Annotated in this window: 17 protein-coding genes; 8 read left to right on the top strand and 9 right to left on the bottom strand. The window is 58.3% G+C overall.

Going from position 1 to position 21,880, the window contains the following annotated elements; genetic code table 11:
• Positions 1-25: 25 nt before the first annotated feature.
• The 3 genes from U5A05_RS09825 to leuC all read right to left on the bottom strand — a co-directional run bounded on the left by U5A05_RS09825 (position 26) and on the right by leuC (position 3,029).
• A complete protein-coding gene (locus U5A05_RS09825) occupies positions 26-793 on the bottom strand; it encodes a class I SAM-dependent methyltransferase (protein ID WP_261741916.1) in 768 nt (255 codons plus the stop codon).
• A gap of 162 nt (positions 794-955) precedes the next feature.
• On the bottom strand, positions 956-1,600 hold the full coding sequence (gene leuD, locus U5A05_RS09820; RefSeq protein WP_261741915.1) for a 3-isopropylmalate dehydratase small subunit: 645 nt from the start codon (positions 1,598-1,600) through the stop codon (positions 956-958).
• A 10-nt stretch (positions 1,601-1,610) separates the two neighbouring features.
• Entirely contained in the window at positions 1,611-3,029 is a 1,419-nt protein-coding gene (gene leuC, locus U5A05_RS09815) for a 3-isopropylmalate dehydratase large subunit (RefSeq protein WP_261741914.1), read from the bottom strand.
• A gap of 133 nt (positions 3,030-3,162) precedes the next feature.
• On the opposite strand from leuC, the gene U5A05_RS09810 reads away from it, so the two are divergent.
• Positions 3,163-4,083 (top strand): LysR family transcriptional regulator, encoded by a 921-nt coding sequence (locus tag U5A05_RS09810; protein WP_261741913.1) that lies wholly within the window; start codon positions 3,163-3,165, stop codon positions 4,081-4,083.
• A gap of 39 nt (positions 4,084-4,122) precedes the next feature.
• Positions 4,123-5,304, top strand: coding sequence for an acetyl-CoA C-acyltransferase family protein (locus U5A05_RS09805; RefSeq protein WP_321836224.1), 1,182 nt, complete (start codon positions 4,123-4,125; stop codon positions 5,302-5,304).
• A 165-nt stretch (positions 5,305-5,469) separates the two neighbouring features.
• On the opposite strand, the gene ycaC is transcribed toward U5A05_RS09805, so the two are convergent.
• Positions 5,470-6,096, bottom strand: coding sequence for an isochorismate family cysteine hydrolase YcaC (gene ycaC, locus U5A05_RS09800; RefSeq protein ID WP_261741911.1), 627 nt, complete (start codon positions 6,094-6,096; stop codon positions 5,470-5,472).
• An 82-nt stretch (positions 6,097-6,178) separates the two neighbouring features.
• On the bottom strand, positions 6,179-7,045 hold the full coding sequence (locus U5A05_RS09795) for a pirin family protein (protein ID WP_261741910.1): 867 nt from the start codon (positions 7,043-7,045) through the stop codon (positions 6,179-6,181).
• Positions 7,046-7,239: 194 nt separating this feature from the next.
• On the opposite strand from U5A05_RS09795, the gene pvdM reads away from it, so the two are divergent.
• From pvdM to U5A05_RS09775, 4 genes are all read left to right on the top strand, one after another.
• Positions 7,240-8,589 carry a pyoverdine-tailoring dipeptidase-like protein PvdM gene (pvdM, locus tag U5A05_RS09790; protein WP_321836223.1) on the top strand — a complete coding sequence of 450 codons (1,350 nt, stop codon included), beginning with the start codon at positions 7,240-7,242 and terminating at the stop codon, positions 8,587-8,589.
• 16 nt (positions 8,590-8,605) lie between these two features.
• Entirely contained in the window at positions 8,606-9,478 is an 873-nt protein-coding gene (gene pvdO, locus U5A05_RS09785) for a dihydropyoverdine dehydrogenase (protein ID WP_261741908.1), read from the top strand.
• A 79-nt stretch (positions 9,479-9,557) separates the two neighbouring features.
• Complete coding sequence (locus U5A05_RS09780) at positions 9,558-11,222, top strand: cyclic peptide export ABC transporter (protein ID WP_321836222.1); 1,665 nt, start codon at positions 9,558-9,560, stop codon at positions 11,220-11,222.
• Positions 11,223-11,368: 146 nt separating this feature from the next.
• Positions 11,369-13,840: a TonB-dependent siderophore receptor gene (locus tag U5A05_RS09775; RefSeq protein ID WP_261741906.1), complete on the top strand. Its 2,472-nt coding sequence runs from the start codon at positions 11,369-11,371 to the stop codon at positions 13,838-13,840.
• A gap of 80 nt (positions 13,841-13,920) precedes the next feature.
• Here the strand turns inward: U5A05_RS09775 and hcnC are convergent, their stop codons facing one another.
• Genes hcnC through U5A05_RS09760 form a run of 3 tightly spaced genes read right to left on the bottom strand, consistent with a single transcriptional unit; the run spans position 13,921 to position 16,890 of the window.
• Positions 13,921-15,177, bottom strand: a complete 1,257-nt coding sequence (hcnC, locus tag U5A05_RS09770) for a cyanide-forming glycine dehydrogenase subunit HcnC (RefSeq protein ID WP_321836221.1) — start codon at positions 15,175-15,177, stop codon at positions 13,921-13,923.
• Position 15,178: 1 nt separating this feature from the next.
• Positions 15,179-16,576: a cyanide-forming glycine dehydrogenase subunit HcnB gene (hcnB, locus tag U5A05_RS09765; RefSeq protein WP_261741904.1), complete on the bottom strand. Its 1,398-nt coding sequence runs from the start codon at positions 16,574-16,576 to the stop codon at positions 15,179-15,181.
• Positions 16,573-16,890, bottom strand: a complete 318-nt coding sequence (locus U5A05_RS09760) for a (2Fe-2S)-binding protein (RefSeq protein ID WP_321836220.1) — start codon at positions 16,888-16,890, stop codon at positions 16,573-16,575. Before U5A05_RS09760 ends, hcnB begins: the two co-directional genes overlap by 4 nt.
• A 180-nt stretch (positions 16,891-17,070) precedes the next feature.
• On the opposite strand from U5A05_RS09760, the gene U5A05_RS09755 reads away from it, so the two are divergent.
• Positions 17,071-17,934 carry a LysR family transcriptional regulator gene (locus U5A05_RS09755; protein ID WP_261741902.1) on the top strand — a complete coding sequence of 288 codons (864 nt, stop codon included), beginning with the start codon at positions 17,071-17,073 and terminating at the stop codon, positions 17,932-17,934.
• 89 nt (positions 17,935-18,023) lie between these two features.
• A complete protein-coding gene (locus U5A05_RS09750) occupies positions 18,024-19,268 on the top strand; it encodes a D-mannose isomerase (RefSeq protein WP_261741901.1) in 1,245 nt (414 codons plus the stop codon).
• A 129-nt stretch (positions 19,269-19,397) separates the two neighbouring features.
• Here the strand turns inward: U5A05_RS09750 and U5A05_RS09745 are convergent, their stop codons facing one another.
• Positions 19,398-21,833: a TonB-dependent siderophore receptor gene (locus tag U5A05_RS09745; RefSeq protein ID WP_321836219.1), complete on the bottom strand. Its 2,436-nt coding sequence runs from the start codon at positions 21,831-21,833 to the stop codon at positions 19,398-19,400.
• Positions 21,834-21,880 lie beyond the last annotated feature (47 nt).

The following is a 21,880-nucleotide window of genomic DNA, read 5'->3' as shown; positions in this document are numbered from 1 at the left end:
CAGGCGCATCCTGAAATTTTTAGGGTTACTTCTCAGCCCAAAGCACCAGCACATCGGTGCTGAACGAGCCATCGGCTTCAACTTCAAAATAATCGCGAACTTCCGCGCCCATCGACTGTTGCAACTGGCGAATGGCGGCACTCATGACCTGCGGCGTACGCATACGCTCGATCCAGGAGCTGAACTCTAAACGCAAACGCTGACGCTGTGTGCTGCGCGTATGCAAACCGGCCTCACTCACCTGGCGCAGCCACTCGGCGGTCGAATAATCACGCACATGGCTGGTGTCGCGCAGCACCTCGACACTTTGCAGATAGGTGTCGAACAGCGGGCTGCCTGGAGAAATCACATCGATAAACGCCGCCACACCGCCCGGTTTAAGCACCCGGCGCACTTCACGCAGGGCCAGGCCCAGATCGCTCCAGTGGTGCGCCGAATAGCGGCTCAGCACGTAATCGAACTCACCATCGGCGAACGGCAGGCGCTCGGCGGCACCGCAGACGGTGCTGATATTGCCCAGCTCACGATCGATTGCCGCTGCGCTCACGACATCGAGCATCTGCTGCGACAGGTCGTAGGCCACCACGTCTTTAACCAGCGCGGCAACGTGAAAGCTCACATGACCCGCGCCACACCCCAGATCAAGAACACGCGCCTGGGACTTGCCGGTCAATTCGGCCTTTAGCAGCCCGAACTCAGTGCCTTGCGCATGCACGGCACTACTCAGATAGGCCGCAGCCTGCTCGCCGAACTGCTTTTGTACAACCTGACTGTGCTGGGCGGTGCTGGTCATGATGATGTCCTTTCCAAGAGTGGCGCCATACCTGTAGCAGTTGCCGCAGGCTACGTTCGGTTGCGAAGCAATCGTAAAGCCTGAAAAAACGCATTCTCTGACTTCACGACGACTGCGTCGCCGGACGCAGCCTGCGGCAGCTGCTACGAAGATCTAATGCAATCACGCGTCGCGAAACAACCACGGCTGGCTTGCACGGTGCTTGCTTTCAAAGGCGGCAATCGCCACATCGTCCTGCAAGGTCAGGCCAATATCGTCCAGACCATTGAGCAGGCAGTGCTTGCGAAACGCATCGATCTCGAAGCTCAGCACCTTGCCATCCGGGCGGGTCACTGTCTGCGCTTCAAGGTCGATACTGAGCTGGTAACCCGGCTCGGCTTCTACCTGGGCGAACAACTCATCCAGTTCCGAGTCACTCAAGATGATCGGCAACAGACCGTTTTTAAAACTGTTATTGAAGAAGATGTCGGCATAACTCGGCGCGATGATGCTGCGAAAGCCGTACTCTTCCAACGCCCAGGGCGCGTGCTCACGGCTGGAACCACAACCGAAGTTTTCACGGGCCAGCAACACGCTGGCACCCTGATAACGCTCGGCGTTGAGCACGAAATCCTTGTTCAACGGGCGCTTGGAGTTGTCCTGATACGGCTGCCCCACATCCAGATAGCGCCATTCATCAAACAGGTTAGGGCCAAAGCCGGTGCGCTTGATCGACTTCAAAAACTGCTTGGGAATGATTTGGTCAGTGTCGACGTTGGCGCGATCCAAAGGAGCGACCAAACCCGTGTGCTGAGTAAAAGCTTTCATGCTGCGCTCCTTAGATCAATTCGCGGACGTCGATAAAACGACCGTTCACAGCGGCGGCGGCGGCCATTGCCGGGCTCACCAGGTGAGTACGGCCACCGGCGCCCTGACGGCCTTCGAAGTTGCGGTTGGAGGTCGATGCACAATGCTCGCCGGACTCCAGACGGTCCGGGTTCATCGCCAAACACATCGAGCAACCTGGCTCGCGCCATTCAAAACCGGCCTCGAGGAAAATCTTGTCCAGCCCTTCCGCTTCGGCCTGGGCTTTAACCAGCCCCGAACCCGGCACCACAATCGCCTGCTTGATGGTGGAGGCTACTTTGCGGCCCTTGGCAATCACCGCTGCAGCGCGCAGATCCTCGATCCGCGAGTTGGTGCACGAGCCGATAAACACGCGATCCAGCTGGATATCGGTAATCGCCTGGTTGGCAGTCAACCCCATGTACTTCAACGCACGCTCAATCGAACCGCGCTTGACCAGATCAGCTTCCTGCGCCGGGTCCGGCACGTTCTGATCAACCGCCAGGACCATCTCGGGCGAAGTGCCCCAGCTGACTTGCGGTTTGATCTGTGCGGCGTCGAGTTCAACTACGCTGTCAAACTTGGCGTCACTATCGGACACTAGGTCTTTCCAGGCTTCGACTGCCAAGTCCCATTCGGCGCCTTTTGGCGAAAATGGGCGACCCTTTACGTAGTCGACAGTCTTCTGATCCGCCGCCACCAGCCCCACACGGGCGCCCGCCTCGATGGACATGTTGCAAATGGTCATGCGGCCTTCAACCGACAACTCGCGAATCGCGCTGCCTGCGAATTCAATGGCGTGACCATTGCCACCTGCAGTGCCGATCTTGCCGATCACTGCCAGTACGATGTCCTTGGCGGTCACGCCGAACGGCAATTGCCCTTCAACCGACACCAGCATGTTCTTCATTTTTTTCGCCACCAGGCACTGCGTAGCGAGCACATGCTCAACCTCGGAAGTGCCGATGCCGTGGGCCAATGCGCCGAAAGCACCGTGGGTCGAGGTGTGCGAGTCGCCACACACCACGGTCATGCCCGGCAAGGTCGCGCCCTGCTCCGGGCCGATCACGTGAACGATGCCCTGACGCACGTCATTCATCTTGAATTCTGTGATGCCGTACTCGTCACAGTTATCGTCCAAGGTTTGCACCTGCAGACGGGAAACCTCGTCAGCAATCGCTTCGATCCCGCCCTTGCGCTCTGGCGTGGTCGGTACGTTGTGGTCCGGGGTCGCGATGTTGGCATCGATGCGCCAAGGCTTGCGCCCGGCCAGACGCAGGCCTTCAAAGGCTTGCGGCGACGTCACTTCGTGAATGATATGACGGTCGATGTAGATCAGCGCCGAGCCATCGTCGCGCTGCTTGACCAAATGCGAATCCCAGAGCTTGTCGTAGAGCGTTTTGCCGGCCATCAGACGGTTTCCTCATCAGCTACTTTTCTGTGCCAATAACCACTTGGCTTGTGAGGTCGATCCTATGGCGTTACAGTGAATAACTCAAATTCATAATTTTCATGCTTTGGATAACCAACAGGAATTCGAATAGATGGATCTCGCGAATCTCAATGCTTTTATCGCCATTGCTGAAACCGGAAGCTTCTCCGGGGCCGCCGAACGGCTGTTTTTGACCCAGCCCGCCATCAGTAAACGCATCGCCAGCATCGAGCAGCAACTCAAGCTCCGGCTGTTCGACCGGCTGGGGCGTGAGGTCAGCCTGACCGAGGCGGGACGAGCCTTACTGCCGCGGGCCTATCAGATTCTCAACGTTCTGGATGACACCCGCCGGGCGCTGAACAACCTCAATGGCGAGGTCAGCGGGCGCCTGACTCTGGCCACCAGTCATCACATCGGCCTACACCGTTTGCCACCTTTACTGCGTGAATTCACCCGCACTTACCCCAAGGTCGCGCTGGATATCCAGTTTCTCGATTCAGAAGTAGCCTACGACGAAATTCTGCATGGCCGCGCCGAACTGGCTGTGATCACCCTGGCGCCTGAGCCTCACTCGCTGATCCGTGCCGTGCCGGTATGGGACGACCCGCTGGATTTCGTGGTCGCCCCGGAGCACAGCCTGACCCGACAAAAGGCCGTCAGCATGGCCGATATTGCGCGCCATCCGGCAGTGTTCCCGGGCGGCAACACCTTTACCCACCATATTGTCCATCGCCTGTTTGAAGCCCAGGGCCTGACGCCCAATATCGCCATGAGCACCAACTACCTGGAGACCATCAAGATGATGGTCTCCATTGGCCTGGCCTGGAGCGTGCTGCCGCGCACCATGCTTGACGAACAAGTGGCCTCGATCACCTTGCCCGGTATCCAGTTGACCCGGCAGTTGGGTTACATCGTGCATACCGAACGCACCTTGTCCAATGCCGCCCATGCTTTCATGACACTGCTCGATAGCCAGGTCGATACGCTTGCACCTCAAACGGACGACTCACAACCCCGTATTCTGGTGAAATAATCCCGCTCATTTGGCCCAATAAAACAATAAGGACCCGCCATGCAAGCTTCTGAAATATTCATCCTCAGCGCCCAGCGCACGGCCATCGGCACCTTTGGTGGTGCACTCAGGGACGTACCCTTGGCCGATCTGGCTACCACCGCGCTAAAAGCTGCGCTGCTGACGAGCAAGGTCGACCCGGAGCGCATCGGCCACGTGGTAATGGGCAACGTGATCCCGACCGAGCCCCAGGACGCCTATCTGGCGCGAGTCGCCGCGATCAACGCCGCAATTCCCAAGGAAACCCCGGCCTACAATGTCAATCGCCTGTGCGGTTCGGGCTTGCAGGCGATTATTTCGGCCGCCCATACGCTAATGCTCGGCGACGCCGAGTTCGCCATTGGCGCCGGTGCCGAAGCCATGAGCCGCGGCCCATACCTGCTGCCAGCAGCCCGCTGGGGTGCGCGCATGGGTGATGCGCAGATGCTCGATTACATGCTTGGCATTCTGCACGACCCGTTCCACGGCATTCATATGGGCATCACTGCCGAGAACATCGCCGAGCGCAACAGCATCAGCCGTCAGACCCAGGATGCCTTGGCGTTTGAAGATCAGCAGCGTGCAGCCCGGGCCATCGCCCAGGGCTACTTCAACAGCCAGATCGCCGCAGTCGAGGTACGCAGCCGTAAAGGCAGCGTGCTGTTCAGTCAGGATGAACACCCACGGGCCACCACCCTGGAACAGCTGGCGCAGATGAAACCGGCGTTCAAAAAGGACGGCAGCGTGACCGCAGGCAATGCCTCGGGGCTCAATGACGGTGCAGCGGCGCTGGTATTGGCCAGTGGCGCTGCGGTTCAAGCTGGCAACCTTGCGCCCATGGCGCGGCTCGTGGCCTATGCCCATGCCGGGGTAGAGCCTGAACTGATGGGTTTGGGGCCAATACCAGCGACGCGGCTGGCACTGAAACGGGCGGGATTGAAGATCGAGGACATGGACGTTATCGAAGCCAATATCGCCTTCGCCGCCCAAGCGTGCGCTGTAATGCAGGAACTGGACATGGACCCGGCCAAGGTCAACCCCAACGGATCGGGGATTGCCCTGGGCCATCCGGTAGGCGCCACGGGTGCGATCATCGCCACCAAGGCCATCCACGAACTGCACCGCATACAGGGCCGCTACGCCCTGGCGACCATGTGCATCGGCGGCGGTCAGGGCATAGCGGTGATTTTCGAGCGGGTGTGAGCATCGCTCAAAACCTGTAGCGACTCTGTTACAGGTCAAGCCACATGTGGGGAGCGAACGTGCTCGCGAATGATCTTCGCGAGCAGGCTCGTTCCCACGGTTGAAGTATCTCTGTAGCCGCTTGCGGCCCTCGGCAACTGCTCCGAGTTCGCGTTCACCTATCGTTTATTTGCCAGCGGTCAAGGTGCTGTAGCTGGTGATCAGGTTGCGGTAGTCCGGGATGTGGTTGGAGAACAACGCACCCAGGCCTTCAACGTCATTGCGCCAGTCGCGATGCAGCTCACAGGCCAGGCCGAACCAGGTCATCAATTGCGCCCCTGAAGACGACATCCGGTCCCAGGCCGAATTCCGGGTGATCTCGTTAAACGTACCGGAAGCATCCGTCACCACAAACACCTCAAAGCCTTCAGCCAATGCGGACAGTGCCGGGAACGCCACACAGACTTCCGTCACGACTCCAGCAATAATCAGCTGTTTCTTGCCGGTGGCCTTGACCGCCTTGACGAAGTCTTCGTTATCCCAGGCATTGATCTGACCGGGACGAGCGATATACGGCGCCTCCGGGAACAAGGCCTTCAGCTCGGGCACCAGTGGGCCATTGGGGCCGGTTTCGAAACTGGTGGTCAAAATGGTTGGTAAGTTGAAGTACTTGGCCAGATCGGCCAGCGCCAGCACGTTATTTTTGAACTTGTCCGGATCTATATCCCTTACCAGCGACAGCAAGCCCGCCTGGTGATCCACCAACAAAACGGCGGCATTGTCCTTGTCCAAACGTTTGTAAGAAGTTGTCATGGGATTTCACTCTCTGGAAGAAGATACAAATGGCCAGGCCATGAACATTCATGACCTGGAGCTACGGTTTAGTGCGTTATGTCTACGCGGGCATCCGGCCAAATTTGCCCGACTGGAAGTCCACAAATGCCTGCTGGATTTCGGCGTCTGTATTCATCACAAACGGTCCGTGCCCCACGATTGGCTCGTCGATCGGCTCGCCGCTCAAAATCAACAGCACCGCATCGTTATTGGCCTCAAGACGAATTTGTGTACCGTCGCGTTCAAACAGCGCCAACTGCCCTTCACGCACCACTTCCTGACCATTGACCTCAACTGCGCCATGCAGCACCACCAACGCGGTGTTGCGGCCTTGGTGCAAATCGAGCGTAGTCGACTTGCCTGCATTCAAGCGGATATCCCACACGTCTATCGGCGTAAAGGTATGCGCCGGACCGCGCTTGCCGTCGAACTCACCGGCAATCAGCCGCAAACGCCCGGCATGGTCTTTCAGCGCCAGATCAGGAATTTCCTGATCCACAATTGCCTGATACCCCGGCGCGGACATTTTGTCCCGAGCTGGCAGGTTGACCCACAACTGAACCATTTCCAGCGCGCCGCCACTGCGGGCAAACGCCTCGGAATGGAACTCCTCATGCAGGATCCCCGACGCGGCGGTCATCCACTGCACATCACCTGGCCCGATCACCCCGCCGTTACCGGTGGAATCGCGATGCTCGACTTCGCCCTTGTAGACGATAGTTACGGTTTCAAACCCGCGATGCGGATGCTGACCTACACCACGACGTTCTGTGGTTGGCGAGAACTCTGCGGGGCCGGCGTAATCGAGTAACAGGAACGGGCTGATGTGTTTGCCCATGCTGTCGTACGAAAACATCGTGCGAACCGGAAAACCATCGCCTACCCAATGAGGGCGGGGGGCTGCGTAAACACCAAGAATCTTTTTCATGTTGCACCTCCTGTAAATCATGGTCACAAGCTTAGATTCGATTCGTGGATATGAGTAGTCTGATTTTTTGACATTCATCGTTCTACCCATAGAACGATTCACCATTCCAGACTGCCGATTAAATTCCGGGCCTTGCTCCTCGTTCTTTTCTGATAGCAAAGGCCCTGCGCCTGCGGATTCCTACAGAGAAGGCAATGACTAAACCACGTGCAAAAAAAGCCCTGTTGATCGGACTTCCTCTAGTGCTGGCCGCTGCCATCGGTGGCGGGTTTGTGGTCTGGGACAGCTTCTACAAAGGCAATGCGGGATACCCGCTGAACATCATCAAACAAGCAGATGAGCTGCAAACGCGGGTCCTGTCCTTCGACAGCCATATCACTGTGCCACTGGAGTTTGGTACAGCAGGCAATGAAGCCGACAAGGATGGCCCTGGCCAGTTCGATCTGGTGAAGACGGCCAAGGGGCGCTTGTCGGGTGCTGCGTTGACGATCTTTGCCTGGCCGGAAATCTGGAACGGGCCCAACGCCCCGCATCGACCAACTGACGGGTTTGTCGCAGCGGCGCGCAATGAACAGGAGGCGCGCTACCAAATCATCAGTGCAATGGTCCGTGACTTCCCCAATCAAGTGGCAATTGCCTACACCCCGGATGACTTCAGGCGACTACACGGCGAGGGCAAATTTGCGATTTTCATCAGCATGCTCAACGCCTATCCACTGGGTAACGACCTCAACCAGCTCGACCAATGGGCCGCGCGCGGCATGCGCATGTTTGGCTTCAGCTATGTGGGCAATAACCAGTGGGCCGACTCCTCACGCCCCTTGCCCTTTTTCAATGACACCCCGGATGCGCTCAACGGCCTTTCCGCGACCGGCAAACAGGCCGTGCAGCGGCTAAACGACCTGGGCGTGATCATTGACGTGTCGCAAATGTCGAGCAAAGCCCTGGAGCAAGTCAGCCAGCTCAGCCGCACCCCAATGGTGGCCTCGCACTCAGCGCCACGGGCCCTGGTAGACATCCCGCGCAACCTCAGTGACAAGGAAATGCAACTGATCAAAGACAGTGGCGGGGTCGTGCAGATTGTGGGTTTCGGCACCTATCTGCGCCCGCTCAGCCAGGACAGCCAGGACAAACTCAATACCCTGCGCCGCCAGTTCGATTTACCGCCGCTGCGCAATCTGGAAATGGCCCTGATGCCCGGCGACGCGATCATTACCGTGTGGCCCGAACAGCGCTTCGGCCAATACGCCAGCGGCCTGTACAGCATCGTCGAACAAGAACCCAAAGCCACGCTCAAGAATTACGGCGATGCGATCGACTATGCGGTGAAAAAGATCGGCATCGACCATGTCGGTATCAGTTCCGACTTCAACGACGGCGGCGGCCTGGATGGCTGGAAGGATGTCAGCGAGGCCCGCAACGTCACCGCCGAGCTGCTGCAGCGCGGCTACTCGGAGGCGGACATAGCCAAACTCTGGGGCGGCAACTTTTTGCGCGTCTGGGACACCGTGCAAAAAGCCGCCAGGCCAGCACCCACTCACTAAAGTGAAACCACAGCCCATGTTTAAGTTGAAGCCACTGTATTACTTGCCCCTCACCGCCCTGTTTTCCAGTGCCATACCCGCATTGGCCCAGGCCAACCCACCCGCACCACCGGGCACGGTCTTCAAGGACTGCAAGCATTGCCCTGAAATGGTGGTACTGCCCGTTGGCAGTTTCGTCATGGGCACACCGCAAGATGAAGTCGGGCGCGAACCTGATGAAGGCCCGATGCACACCGTGACCTTCAGCAAACCGATTGCCATCAGCCGCTTCCAGATCACAGCGGGCGAGTTCGATGCGTATATCAAGGAGACCGGAGTCACGATTGCCGATGGCGACGACCGCCCGGGGCGCGCCTGCATCGCCAGCAAACCGCGCTATCCCCAAGGGCCGCGCCAACCAGCGGTGTGCATGGACTTTAACGACGTCAAAAACTACGTCAGCTGGATTTCCAAAAAAACCGCCAAACCGTATCGCATGGTCAGCGAGGCCACCCGTGAATACGCTGCACGGGCCGGGTCTACCGGGCCTTTCCCGTTCCCGATGGATGAAGGCAAGGCATACAGCATTGCCAAACATGCCAACACCTACGGCCCCGCCGATGGCTACAGCTACACCTCACCGGCGGGCAGCTACCCGGCCAACGCATTTGGCGTATACGACATGCACGGCAACGTTTATGAGTGGCTGGCGGACTGCAAGCACAACGACTACATCGGTGCGCCCGCCGACGGCAGCGCCTGGGTCACTGACAGCACCTGCGAACTGCACCAGATTCGCGGCAACGACTGGGGTGAGGCGCCGGTGTTCTCCCGCTCGGGCAACCGCAACGATATTTACCCGCAAACCCGTGGCGACTGGATCGGGTTCCGGGTAGAGCGTGATCTGTAACCACTCAGCCGCTAAATCCGCGACCCAATCACTCGTTCACAAGAGACTGCCCTCCCCTTGATCCAAGGAACTCTTGTTTATGAGCCAGCCCGCTACACCCCGGACCTCGCCCGGGGTTCTGAGAGAACTGTTGACCCTGCTCAAGCCGTTTCGCCTGATCGTCAGCCTGTCCGTATTGCTGGGGATGGTCGGCGGGTTAAGCGTCACGGTATTGCTGGCAACCATCAATAACGCACTGCATGCCGAAGGCGGCCTCACACAGCAGGTGGTCGCCCTGTTCGCCGGGCTCTGCGTGCTGGCACTGGCCAGTAGCATCTGTTCGGATATTGGCAGCAACTACGTCGGCCAGCACATCATTGCCAGGTTGCGCAAAGAGCTGGGCGAAAAAGTACTCTCGGCGCCGATTTCACAAATCGAACGCTACCGCAGCCACCGCCTGATCCCGGTGCTGACCCACGATGTCGACACCATCAGTGATTTTGCCTTTGCCTTTGCGCCGCTGGCCATTTCCCTGACCGTGACCCTGGGCTGCATGGGCTATCTGGCGATGCTGTCGTGGCCCATGTTCTTGATGATGCTGGTGGCAATCGTGATCGGCAGCGTCATTCAATACATTGCCCGTGGCTACGGCCTCAACGGCTTCAGCGAAGCCCGCGAAGCCGAGGACGAACTGCAAAAGCATTACAACGCAATTGCCGAGGGCGCCAAGGAACTGCGCATCCATCGCCCACGCCGTCAGCGTATGTTCGTCAGCGGCATTGCGCGCACGGCGCAAAAAATCTGCGACATCCAAGTACGCTCGATCAATACCTTTGTGATCGCCAAAAGCCTGGGCTCGATGCTGTTCTTCGTGGTCATTGGCCTGGCCTTGGCCATGCAGTCCTGGTGGCCCAGCAATAATCCTGGCGTTATCAGTGGTTTTGTCCTGGTGCTGCTGTATATGAAAGGCCCGCTGGAGCATCTGATCAGCACCCTGCCGATCATCAGCCGTGCGCAAATCGCATTCCGGCGTATCGCCGACTTGTCCGAGCAATTCAACTCACCCGAACCGCACTTGCTGCTCAGCGAGCCGGGGGAACAGGACAAGACGGTAAATAGCCTGGAACTGCTGGACGTCAATTACACTTTTCCAGCCGTGGATGGCAGTGCCCCGTTCCACTTGGGGCCGGTCAACCTGCAGATCAAGCAGGGCGATATTGTGTTTATCGTCGGTGAAAACGGTTGCGGCAAAACTACCCTGATCAAATTGCTGCTAGGCCTGTACGCACCGCAGCAAGGTGAAATCCGCCTGAACGGCAACCCCGTCACAGCCCAAAGCCGCGATGATTACCGCCAGTTGTTCACCACCATTTTTGCCGACTACTACCTGTTCGACGACGTGGTGCAAGGCGACATGAAAATCCCCCAGGACGCCGAGCAATACCTCAAGCGCCTGGAAATTTCGCACAAGGTCAGTATCACCGACGGTCAGTTCAGCACCACCGACCTCTCGACCGGCCAACGCAAGCGCCTGGCGCTGGTCAATGCCTGGCTCGAAGAACGCCCGGTGCTGGTATTTGACGAATGGGCCGCCGACCAGGACCCCACCTTCCGCCGCATTTTCTACACCGAGCTGTTGCCGGACCTTAAGCGCCTGGGCAAAACCATCATCGTGATTTCCCACGACGACCGTTACTTCGACGTTGCCGACCAACTGGTACGCATGGACAGCGGCAAAGTCAGCACCGCGCTGGATGTCGCCTGACACAACTCACCGCGACTCCCGCAACAGCTGAAAAAAATAATCCGAATTAATTGCGGAACTTGTTTCTGGTTTCCTGATCGTGCTGCGTCTAATAACTATTCCCATTAACAAGAAAAATTTTTCCTTCTCTGGAGCCTAGGCACGCAATGCAACGACCAAACTTGAGCCGGACCCCTCTTTCGATCGCTACCCAGCGCCAGACTGTTCGCCGCACCCTGTTGTCCAGCGCCTTTGTGGCCTCGGTATTACTGGGTTCATCCATTGCTCAGGCGGCTCCGGTGGCCCTGAATATTCCGGCGCAGTCACTGGCCAGCGCGCTGAATGAACTGGGCAAGCAAGCCAACCTGCAAATCCTGTACAGCCCGGATCAGGTTCAAGGCATCAAGTCGCATTCCGTGTCCGGTTCGCTGGAACCGGTCAAGGCACTGGAATCCCTGCTGCAAGGCAGCGGCATTTCGTATCAGCTCAATGGCGATACGGTGATTCTCAGTGCACCTCAAGGCAAAGGCCTGGAGCTTGGCGCGACCAATATTTCCGGCGAGGGCATGGGCCGTTCACTGACCACCGAAGACACACATTCCTACACCACCGGTGCCACAAACAGCTCGACCAAACTGCCGTTGTCGATCCGCGAAACCCCGCAAACCGTTACCGTGATCACCCGTCAGCTAATGGACGACCAGGCTGCCCAAAGTATCGGCGATGTGCTGCGCAACGCGCCGGGGATTTCCACCCAGGCCTACGACAGCGACCGCATGGAATACTCGGCCCGTGGCTATGCCATCACCAACTTCCAGTACGATGGCGTCAACACGCAGTATGACGGTGTGTTCGATGAAGGCGCGACCAAGGTCGACATGGCTCTGTATGACCGCGTCGATATCATCAAAGGCGCCACTGGTCTGTTGTCAGGCTCCGGCGAGCCATCGGCTACGGTGAACCTGATCCGTAAAAAACCGACCCGCGAATTCAAGGCCTCAGTCACTGCCAGCGCCGGTTCCTGGGACAACTACCGCACCGAAGGTGATATTTCCGGGCCGTTGAATGAAGACGGCAGCGTGCGTGGACGCTTTGTCGGGGTCTATCAGGATGCCGACTCATACCGCGATCACGCCTCGAAAAAGAATGATGTGTTCTACGGCATCATCGAGGCCGACCTGACCCCGGACACCCTGTTCACCTTCGGCATGGACTACCAGAACATCAAGCCACGCGGCTCGTCATGGACCGGTAACCCGTACTACTTCTCCAACTACACCAAGACCGATTTCAGTCGCTCATTCAACCCGGCCACTGACTGGAGCCGTCGCGACGTTCAGGCACAGTCGACCTTCGCCTCCCTTGAACACCGCTTTGCCAACGACTGGAAAGTCAAAGGCACCTTGACCCAGCAAACCAATGATCACGACACTCAACTGGCATCGGCCAGCGGTGGCATGCCTGATCCGGTCACCGGTAAAGGTATGTTCTTCTACTGGGGCAAGTGGGAAGGCCATCGCGTACAGAACACTGCTGATATCAACGCTACCGGCCCGTTCAGCCTGTTTGGCCGCGAACATGAGTTGGTGGTAGGCGCCACTTCACAGTCGTCCAGACAAACCGGTGCGACCTTTGACGCCTCCCAGGTCGGCGCGGTCCCGGGCAGCATCTTTGACTGGTCCGGCGATTACCCGAAACCGTACTTCCCGAAAAACGGCAAGTACGAAAAGAATCAAAACCAGAACAGCGCCTATATCGCTGCGCGCTTCAAACCGACCGACGATTTGGCGCTGATCCTTGGCAGTCGCCTGAGCGACTACCAGTACAACGACACCTATAAATACTACGTGCAGTCCGCTAGATTTTCAGACAACAAAACCACCTCCAAGCAGCACGGCAAAGTCACGCCGTATGCCGGTGTGGTGTATGACCTGAACGAGACCTACTCGGCGTACGCCAGTTACACCTCGATCTACAAACCGGTCACCGAGAGGAGCAAATCCGGAACCACCCTGGCCCCCACCGAAGGCAACAGCTACGAAATCGGTTTGAAGGGTGAATACTTCGACGGTCGCCTGAATGCCACCGCAGCGATTTTTCGCACCGAGCAGAAAAATCTGGCCGTCGTTGATGGTATCGATGCAGCCAACGAGACCTACTACAAGTCGGTTGATGGTGCGACCACCAAAGGCATCGAACTTGAACTGGCCGGTGAGCTGATGCCCGACTGGAATGTGATGGCCGGCTACACTTACGCCCAGACCAAAACCGAAGATGGCGGCCGTTTGTATGGCTACCCGCTGGAAACTACCAAGCCTGAAAACGTGGCACGACTGTTCACCAGCTACCGCCTGCCGGGAGTGATGAACAAGGTTACCGTGGGCGGTGGCGTAAACTGGCAGAGCCCGTTTTACGGCAGGATCTACAACGAATCCAAATCTGACTACGACATCATCGAGCAGCAGAGCTATGCGCTGGTCAACCTGATGACCCGCTACGAGTACAACGAACACCTGACATTCAACCTCAACGCCAACAACGTATTCGACAAAAAATACCTGTCAGGCCTGGGCAACTTCAGCACCACTTACTACGGCGAACCGCGCAACCTGATGCTGACCACCAAATACACCTTCTAAAACATCAGTGGGAGCGAACCTGCTCGCGAAGGCCTCAAAAACATCGCGAGCAGGCTCGCTCCCACAGCCTTCAGAGGCGTTTATGCGCCCATGACTTTTTTCCGCATCACCGGTTGCAAGTCAAAACGATCTGCCAGAAACGGCGTGACATCCAGCGGTAGCGGCTCATCTCGTACCAGCGCATCGAGCATCACACCGGTTATCGCAGAGGTCAGGATGCCGGTACGGAAGTGACCGCATGCATTCAAATACCCCTCGACCCCCTTCATTGGTCCAAGAATCGGTAACTCATCGGGCGAGCCCGGACGCAGCCCGGCCCAGGTACGTTTGAGGTTCACGTCCTTGAGTTCAGGAATACACCGCATCGCGCCCTGCACCAGCCCCGTGATTTCAGGAAAGGTGGTGCTCACGTCAAACCCTTTGTCTTCCGTGGTACTGCCAATCAGGATTTCGCCGTTGTCCTTTTGCGCCAGGTAACAATCACTGGTGGTCAGGCAGCCGTTGAGTAACTTGGGCATGCGTTCAGTCAGCACAATCTGACCTTTGACCGGCGCCACAGGGATGCTCAGGTCGGTGGCCATTACGCTGAGGTCTGCCGCCCAGGCGCCAGCAGCGTTGATCAGGGTTTTGCTGTGGAATGCACCATGGTTATCCGTGCGCACGCCGATCACCTTGCTGCCCTGACGCAACACCTCAGTGACGTTGGTATTGAAGTACAGGTCGACGCCATTTTGCCGCGCCCCTTCGGTGTAAGCATCGGTCAGACGGAACGGGCTCACCTGGTGATCGCACAGAAATTCCAGTGCACCTTGCGCGTCGTGGCTGACACTCGGCTCCGACTCGCGCAGGGCCGCCTGATCGAGCCAGCGGACCTCATCGGCCAAGTGTGGAATGTTGGCGACGATATGCTCGGCATACTGTCGGTCTTCCTCGTCATAAATCACGTACTTGAGCCCGGTGCGCTCGAACTTGAAATCCATGCCGTGCTTTTTCAGCAGCTCCTGGTGCAAGCCGGGGTACAGCGCATTGGATTGCAGGGCAAAGTCGAAAAAACAATCAGGCAGGATATGCGGCGTGGTGGAATCGACAATTACTGCCGAACCCTGTGCTTCGCGCTTGCGTTCAGCAGACATCATGCGGAAAAAAATCACCCCGCAACCCAGCCCTACAGACTCGCCGATAGCCCACAAACCACCTGCCGAAGCGCGGCTGGCATTGCCGGGGCGCTTGCAGTCGATCATGGCAATTTTCAGATCCTGGCGACGAGACAAGTGGTAGGCACAGGACGCGCCAATAACACCACCACCAGCAATCACCACATCATAAGTCTTGATCATGTCAGGCATCCTTGCACGCATTGGTAAAAGCCGAAAACGGTACGGGTTCCAGCGGAAAGCGCGGGCGCAACCAGCCCACATCCTTGCGCCCGGTGGCTTCACGCAGGCGATCGCTGCAATAGCCGACGCACATCCGGCCCTGGCAGTCGCCCATGCTGATCCGGGTGCGCATTTTCAGGCTGGCCATGTCTTGCACGCCCTGGCTCAGGGCCAGGTCGATGTCCGCACGGGTCACATTTTCACAACGACACACCACCGTGTCCGCCTGCGGCAATTCGATCTGACGCGTGCCGCGCTGGGTGTAGCGGTCAATGCCGCCACGAAAGCGCACGATAGTGTTGAGCCTGGACTGGTACACGCGGCGCTGCTCAAGCGCCTGTTTTTCACTCAAAACCCCGCGTTGCAGCAAAATCGACAACGCTGCAATGCGCCCGGTGAGCATCGCCGCTTCACCGCCGCGCATGCCGGTGACATCCCCGGCCAGGTGGATTGACCGCTGATTGCTCTGCTGCCAGTTGTTGGCTTTGACCGCCAGATAACCATCGACGTTGTAAGCGTGCTCAAGGCCCATCTGCTGGCTGAGTTGAGTCCGCGGAATAAACCCGTAGCCCACCGCCAGGGTGCGAGCTGGCACCGCCTGCGCCTTGTTCATATCGGCCAGCCAGGTGCTGGAGTACGGGGCCACGATCACTTCGCTCAGTTCACCCTCGCCCCGTGCTTGCACTACACCCCAACCGTAATGCACGGCCACGCCATGGCGCTTGAGGTAAACCAGCATGCTCAAACCGTCGAGAAACAGCTGCGGCTGATTGAGCAGTGCCAGGCTTTGCTTGGCAATCCGGCCAAACTCGCACGCCTCATATACCCCGGCCACTTCCACACCCGCCGCGTGCAACTGGCAGGCCACCAGCATCAGCAAAGGTCCTGTACCGGCGATCAGCGCCGGCCCCTTGGGCTTGACCACGCCACTTTTGATCTGCAGTTGCAGACCACCGAGCATGATTACACCCGCAGTAGTCCAGCCAGGGAACGGCACGCTGCGTTCATGGCAGCCTGCGGACAACACCAGTTGTTCGAAGCCGATTTGCTGCAATTGCTCACTGTCGTCCAGCACTTGCAGAGATTGTTCACCTTGCCCGCCAACCACGCGATGGTTGAGACGCACATCGACAAAATGGGCAATGGCCGAAAATTCGCGGTGCAGCTTTTGCAGTGCGTCCTTGTAGCGCTCGCCCAGGTAGTCAAGTTCGACACCGTCACGCAAAGGTCCGCGATAGACCACGCCGCCCAGGCGTGAAGCTTCTTCGAGCAACGTGCTGTGCACCCCGTGTTCTGCCAGCTCTATCGCAGCCGACATACCCGCCGGGCCGCCGCCGACAATCACCGGTTTGGCATTCATAGCGCCAGCTCCTGCTCGGCGATCCGGTTTGTTCCGGTCTCGACCTGCATACCAGGCTGCACCACCGTCTGGCAGGCGCGACGCTTGTGTCGGCCATCGATATTCACCAGGCAGCAGTAGCACACACCCATACCGCAATAAGCGCCATTTATCTGGCCGTGATCATTGGGCGACAATTGCCGTATGCCGACTGAGTTCAATACGCTGAGTACGGTCTCTCCTCGAGCTGCGTCAACCGTTTGGCCATTGATGAGAATGGACATATCGGTCTGCATCAAAGGTTGAATGTCGTACTGTCGCTTCAAGTCATCCATGTCTGTAATCCCTTTTTTTATGTATCGTTGCTCAGCACATCACTGCCACCCTGTGCCAAGGGGAGAGACGTTAGCCTGATGCAGGAAATAAACATTGATGCGTGCCAATAAAGGTCGTTGTTTCATGTGTTTTTGACGCATTAGCCTTACACTGCTGGCCTCTTGCACACTGGCGTGTTTATGGACCTCGACCTGGCTCGCACCTTCCTTGAAATAGTTCGCTATGGCAGCCTGGTTGGCGCAGCTGAAAAACTGCATGTCACCCAGACCGCCGTAACTGCTCGGGTGCACAAGCTCGAAAGCCTGCTCGGCGTCACGCTGTTTATCCGTAACCGCGCAGGCGCCCGGCTTACCCCCGAGGGCGAAGCCTTTGTGGTATACGCCAATCAACTGCTGCAAACCTGGGAGGCCGCCCGTCGCGACCTGCCGCGCCCCGAAGGTCTGGATCAGTTGCTGCACATCGGCGGCGAAGTCAGCCTGTGCAACCCACTGATCCTGAGCTGGGCCAAGGCCTTGCGCCAACACCTCACCACCCATGCCCTGCGCATCCAGATCAGCGATGCCGAGCAGTTGTTGCGCCAGGTTGAAATGGGCTTGCTGGACGCTGCTCTGGTCTATCAACCGGCCTATTGGCCCGGGGTCCAGGTGGAGCAGTTGCTCGAAGAAAAACTGATCCAGATTCGTCGGCCGGGGCAACCCGATCCTTATGTGTACATCGAGTGGGGCGAGGACTTTCGCCGCCAGCATGACGCCGCCCTTCCCGACAAGTCGCGGGCAGCCATCAGTTTCAATCTGGGGCCGGTAGCCCTGCATTACATTCTGGAAAACGGCGGTAGCGGCTACTTCCGCACTCGCGTGGTGCAGAGCTACCTGGACAGCGGGGCCCTTGAGCGTGTACCCAAGGCCCCCGAATTCAGCTACCCGACCTATCTGGTGTACTCGCGCGAACGAGACAGTGCGGCCTTGCAACAAGGCATCGAACTGCTGCGCGAAATCGTCAAGCAGGACAGCGACTGGTCGCAGCGCTGGGTGCCGGAAATTTAAGCTATACCCAGAGATGAAAGCTTTCAGCCGGGCGGCCAATCCCTTAGTCTGCGAGCGCTGAATAACGACAAAAACAATACAGGTGGCACATGACCGACCTCACCCGGACCAACGAAAGCTGGCTGACATCCGCCCCCCATCAGCAGTGGTTGCACGAACAGGGCCGGGCACTGGTGGATTTCGCCAAAGCGGCCCGCGTACCGCTCGGTTTCGCCCAGCTGGATCGATTTGGCCAGCGCCCGGATGATGCCACGGCTGACACCGTTACCACTGCACGCATGGTGCACAGCTTTTCTCTGGCCCACATTCAAGGCCTGCCGGGATGCGCTCCGCTGATCGACCTCGGCTTGGCCGCATTGGCGGGCCCGTTGCGTGACGCCGAGCATGGCGGCTGGTTTTCTAGCCCCGCTGCGCAAGATGGCAACACCCGCAAAGCAGCCTATTTGCATGCGTTTGTAGCGCTGGCCGCCAGCTCGGCAGTGGTGGCCGGGCGTCAGGGCGCAGCAGAGTTGCTGGCCGAAGCTGTTGGCGTACTTGAAGAGCGTTTTTGGTCCGAAGCCGAGGGGGCTCTGCTGGAATCCTTTGCCCGCGACTGGAGTGACTGCGAGGCGTATCGCGGAGCCAACAGCAATATGCATGGCACCGAAACCTTTCTGGCCCTGGCCGATGTGCTCGACGAAGACCTGTGGCTGGACCGCGCCTTGCGCATTGCCGAGCGGGTTATTCACCAGCATGCGGCGCAGTCCGACTACCTGCCCGTCGAGCATTTCGATGCCCACTGGCAGCCGTTGCCCGACTACAACCGGGACAACCCGGCGGATGGCTTTCGCCCCTTCGGCAAAACCCCGGGGCACGCCTTCGAATGGGCGCGTTTGTTGCTGCACCTTGAAGCCGCCCGCAAACAGCGCGGTTTGTCGGCGCCAGCGTGGCTGCTGGAAGACGCTCGCCAACTGTTCAGCAGTGCGTGCCTGCATGGCTGGAATGTCGATGGCGGCAGCGGAATTGTCTACACCCTGGACTGGAACAATCAGCCGGTGGTGCGCGAGCGCCTGCACTGGACCCTGGCCGAAGCATCAGCGGCGGCGGCTGCGTTGTTGCAACGCACCGACGAGCACCCATACGAGGTCTGGTATCAACAGTTTTGGGACTATATCGACCTGCATATGATCGACCGCCAGCACGGCAGTTGGCATCACGAACTGGGGATCGATAACCTGCCTTCGGAAAACATCTGGCCCGGCAAACCGGATCTTTACCATGCTTACCAGGCCACACTGTTGCCACGTCTACCACTGGCCATCAGCCTGGCCAGTGCACTCAAATTGCGTCGTTGAACCCGCACCAAAAAACCGACAGAGACCTGTGGGAGCAGGCTTGCTCGCGATGCAAACGGCGCGACCAATCAGGCAAACCGTGGTGATGCAATAGCGAGCAAGCCCGCTCCCACAAGAGTGAAAGTGTCATCACCAATCGTATTTGACTTCCAGCGCCGCCGTGCGCTGCTGCCCGTAATAACAGCCAAAGCTGTAGTTGCACGAGGACACATACTCGCGATCAAACAGGTTCTGCACGTTAAGGCTGGTGCTGACGCCCTTGAAGCTCGGATCAAGGGCCGCCAGGTCATAGCTGAGCGTGGCGTCGTAGATCACAAATGACGGGGTCTTGAAGGTGTTGGCCGAGTCGCCGAAGTTTTTTCCGGTGTAACGCGCACCGCCGCCCAGGGTCACACCCGCAAGCGCCTGCCCGGTGAAGTGATAGTCGGCCCAGACGCTCGCCGCCCACGGCGATTGCGCTTCACTTCGGTTACCTTGGTTGTTGTAGTTGGACTTGCTGTAGAACACATCCAGATACGACAGCGAGGCGATTAGGTCGACGTTGTTAAAGCGGCTTTTACCTTCCAGTTCAATGCCCCGCGATCTGACTTCACCTTCCTGGACCTGGTACTCCAGATACTGCAAATCGCCGGTCAGGACATTTTGCTGGGTGATCTCGAACACCGAGGCCGTGAGCAGACTGGTGTCATTGGGCTGGTACTTGACCCCCACTTCATACTGCTTGCCCGTCATCGGCTTGAACGCCTTGGCGCCACGTGCCGGGGCCGAGGTGCCCACTGACGGCAGGAACGATTCGGTGTAGCTGATGTACGGCGCCAGACCGAACGAGGTGACATAGGTCAGGCCCACGCGAGCGGTGAACTTGTTGTCGTTTTGCTGCTCCCGCGTGTTGGCCAGCAGGTCATTGTTTTCAACCTTGGCCCAGTCCTGGCGCCCGCCAATGGTCAGGATAAAGTTGTCCAGCTTGATCTGGTCCTGCACATACAGGCCGGTTTGCTTGACCCGGTTGTCCCACTGGGTGGTCAGGGTCGGCACGCCATCGGTGCGGTAGTTTCCCGGACCGTAAAGGTCGAGAATCTCACTGCCGGACAGGTTGTAGCCCTGATATTTGCGAATGAAACTTCTGTAGTCCAGCCCCACCAGCAAGGTGTGCTGCAAAGGCCCGGTGACAAAGTCGCTCTGCAGATGGTTGTCGAAGGTGTAAGAGCTGTTCTGCTGACGCCAGTCGAGCTTGGTGCGGCTGGCGTGGGTGTCTGTCGCGCCATCCGGGGCGGTGACAAAACGGTTCAGGTAAAAACCCTTGTACCGGTCGTCGACGTCGATATAACTCAGGCTCTGGCGATAAGTCATCGCCTCGTTGAAGGCATGGGAAAACTGATAGCCGAGCACATACTGGTCGCGCTTGTAATCGTTCCACTTTGAGTCGCCCAAAAACTTGTCGCGATCAATCTTGTTGCCTTGCGAGTTGCGGTACAGGCTGCCCACCGCAGGCAAGGCCTGGTAATCGGCCAGGGCATCATCACGTTGCACCTGCGCGTATAGCGTCAGCTCAGTGTTGTCGTTGGGCGCCCAGGTAAAACTTGGCGCCAGCAACTGGCGTGAATCTTCAGTGTGGTCCACCTGCTCGCTGCCGGTGTTGCCGACACCGATCAGCCGATAGCTAAGGGTTTTTGCATCATCCAGCGGGCCAGTGAAATCAAAGGCCAGGTTGTAGCGATCAAAACTGCCAGTGCCGACCTTTATCTGATGTTTGGCCTCAGTGCTCGGGCGCTTGGACACCATATTGATCATGCCGCCTGGCTGGTTCTGCCCATACAACACCGAGGACGGCCCCTTGAGCACTTCGATACGTTCCAGGGTGTATGGATCGATTTGCGGAGTGCCGCCCAAGCTGCCCGCCGACGGTAAATACGCGCCATCGAGGTAAAGCAAGGTCGGGGCAAAGCCGCGGCTGGTGATTTCGTCCGCGATGGTGTTGCGGTCGGTGTAGCCGTTAGTGCTCAGGCCCGGGGTGTAACGCAGCGCTTGCGTCAGGTCGCGGGCGCCCTGCACCTGCACTTGATCAGCCGTGACCACGTTGATGGTCTGCGGAATTTCCAGAATCGGCGTGTCGGTTTTGGTGGCCGTCGCCGAACGAGTGGCGACAAAGCCGTCAACGTGACCACGACCGTCTTCGGCCAACAACGCCGAGACATTGGTTGCTCCCAGGTTCAACGCCCCCGCTTCGGCTTGCGGGTAAACACTCAACGCGCCGCTGTCGGTCACACTCAGGCCCAGGCCGCTGCCCACCAAGGCGTGTTCGGCAGCCTGTTGTGGGGTATACATGCCGTTCACCGGAGCGGATTTTTTGCCCTGCAGCAAGGCGGGTGCGACCGACAGAGTCAAGTCGCTGTCACGGGCGATCCGGCTCAGGGTCACACCCAAAGGCGCAGCAGGCAGATCAAAAAAACGAGTGGTACTTTGCTCACGGTGCATCGCCTCGGCCACCGCAGTCAGCGGGTGGCCAGCAAGGCACAGGGTGATGGTCAGGGCCAGCAGACAAGGTCTTAGCGGGGCGTACGGCATGGGGCGTCCTTTCTCGTTGCAAGGTAGGCAGTTGTAACCTTGACCAA

Origin of the sequence: Pseudomonas kulmbachensis, from assembly GCF_963681935.1 — a bacterium.
Taxonomy (GTDB): domain Bacteria; phylum Pseudomonadota; class Gammaproteobacteria; order Pseudomonadales; family Pseudomonadaceae; genus Aquipseudomonas; species Aquipseudomonas kulmbachensis.
This window is presented reverse-complemented; position numbering and strand designations above follow the sequence as displayed.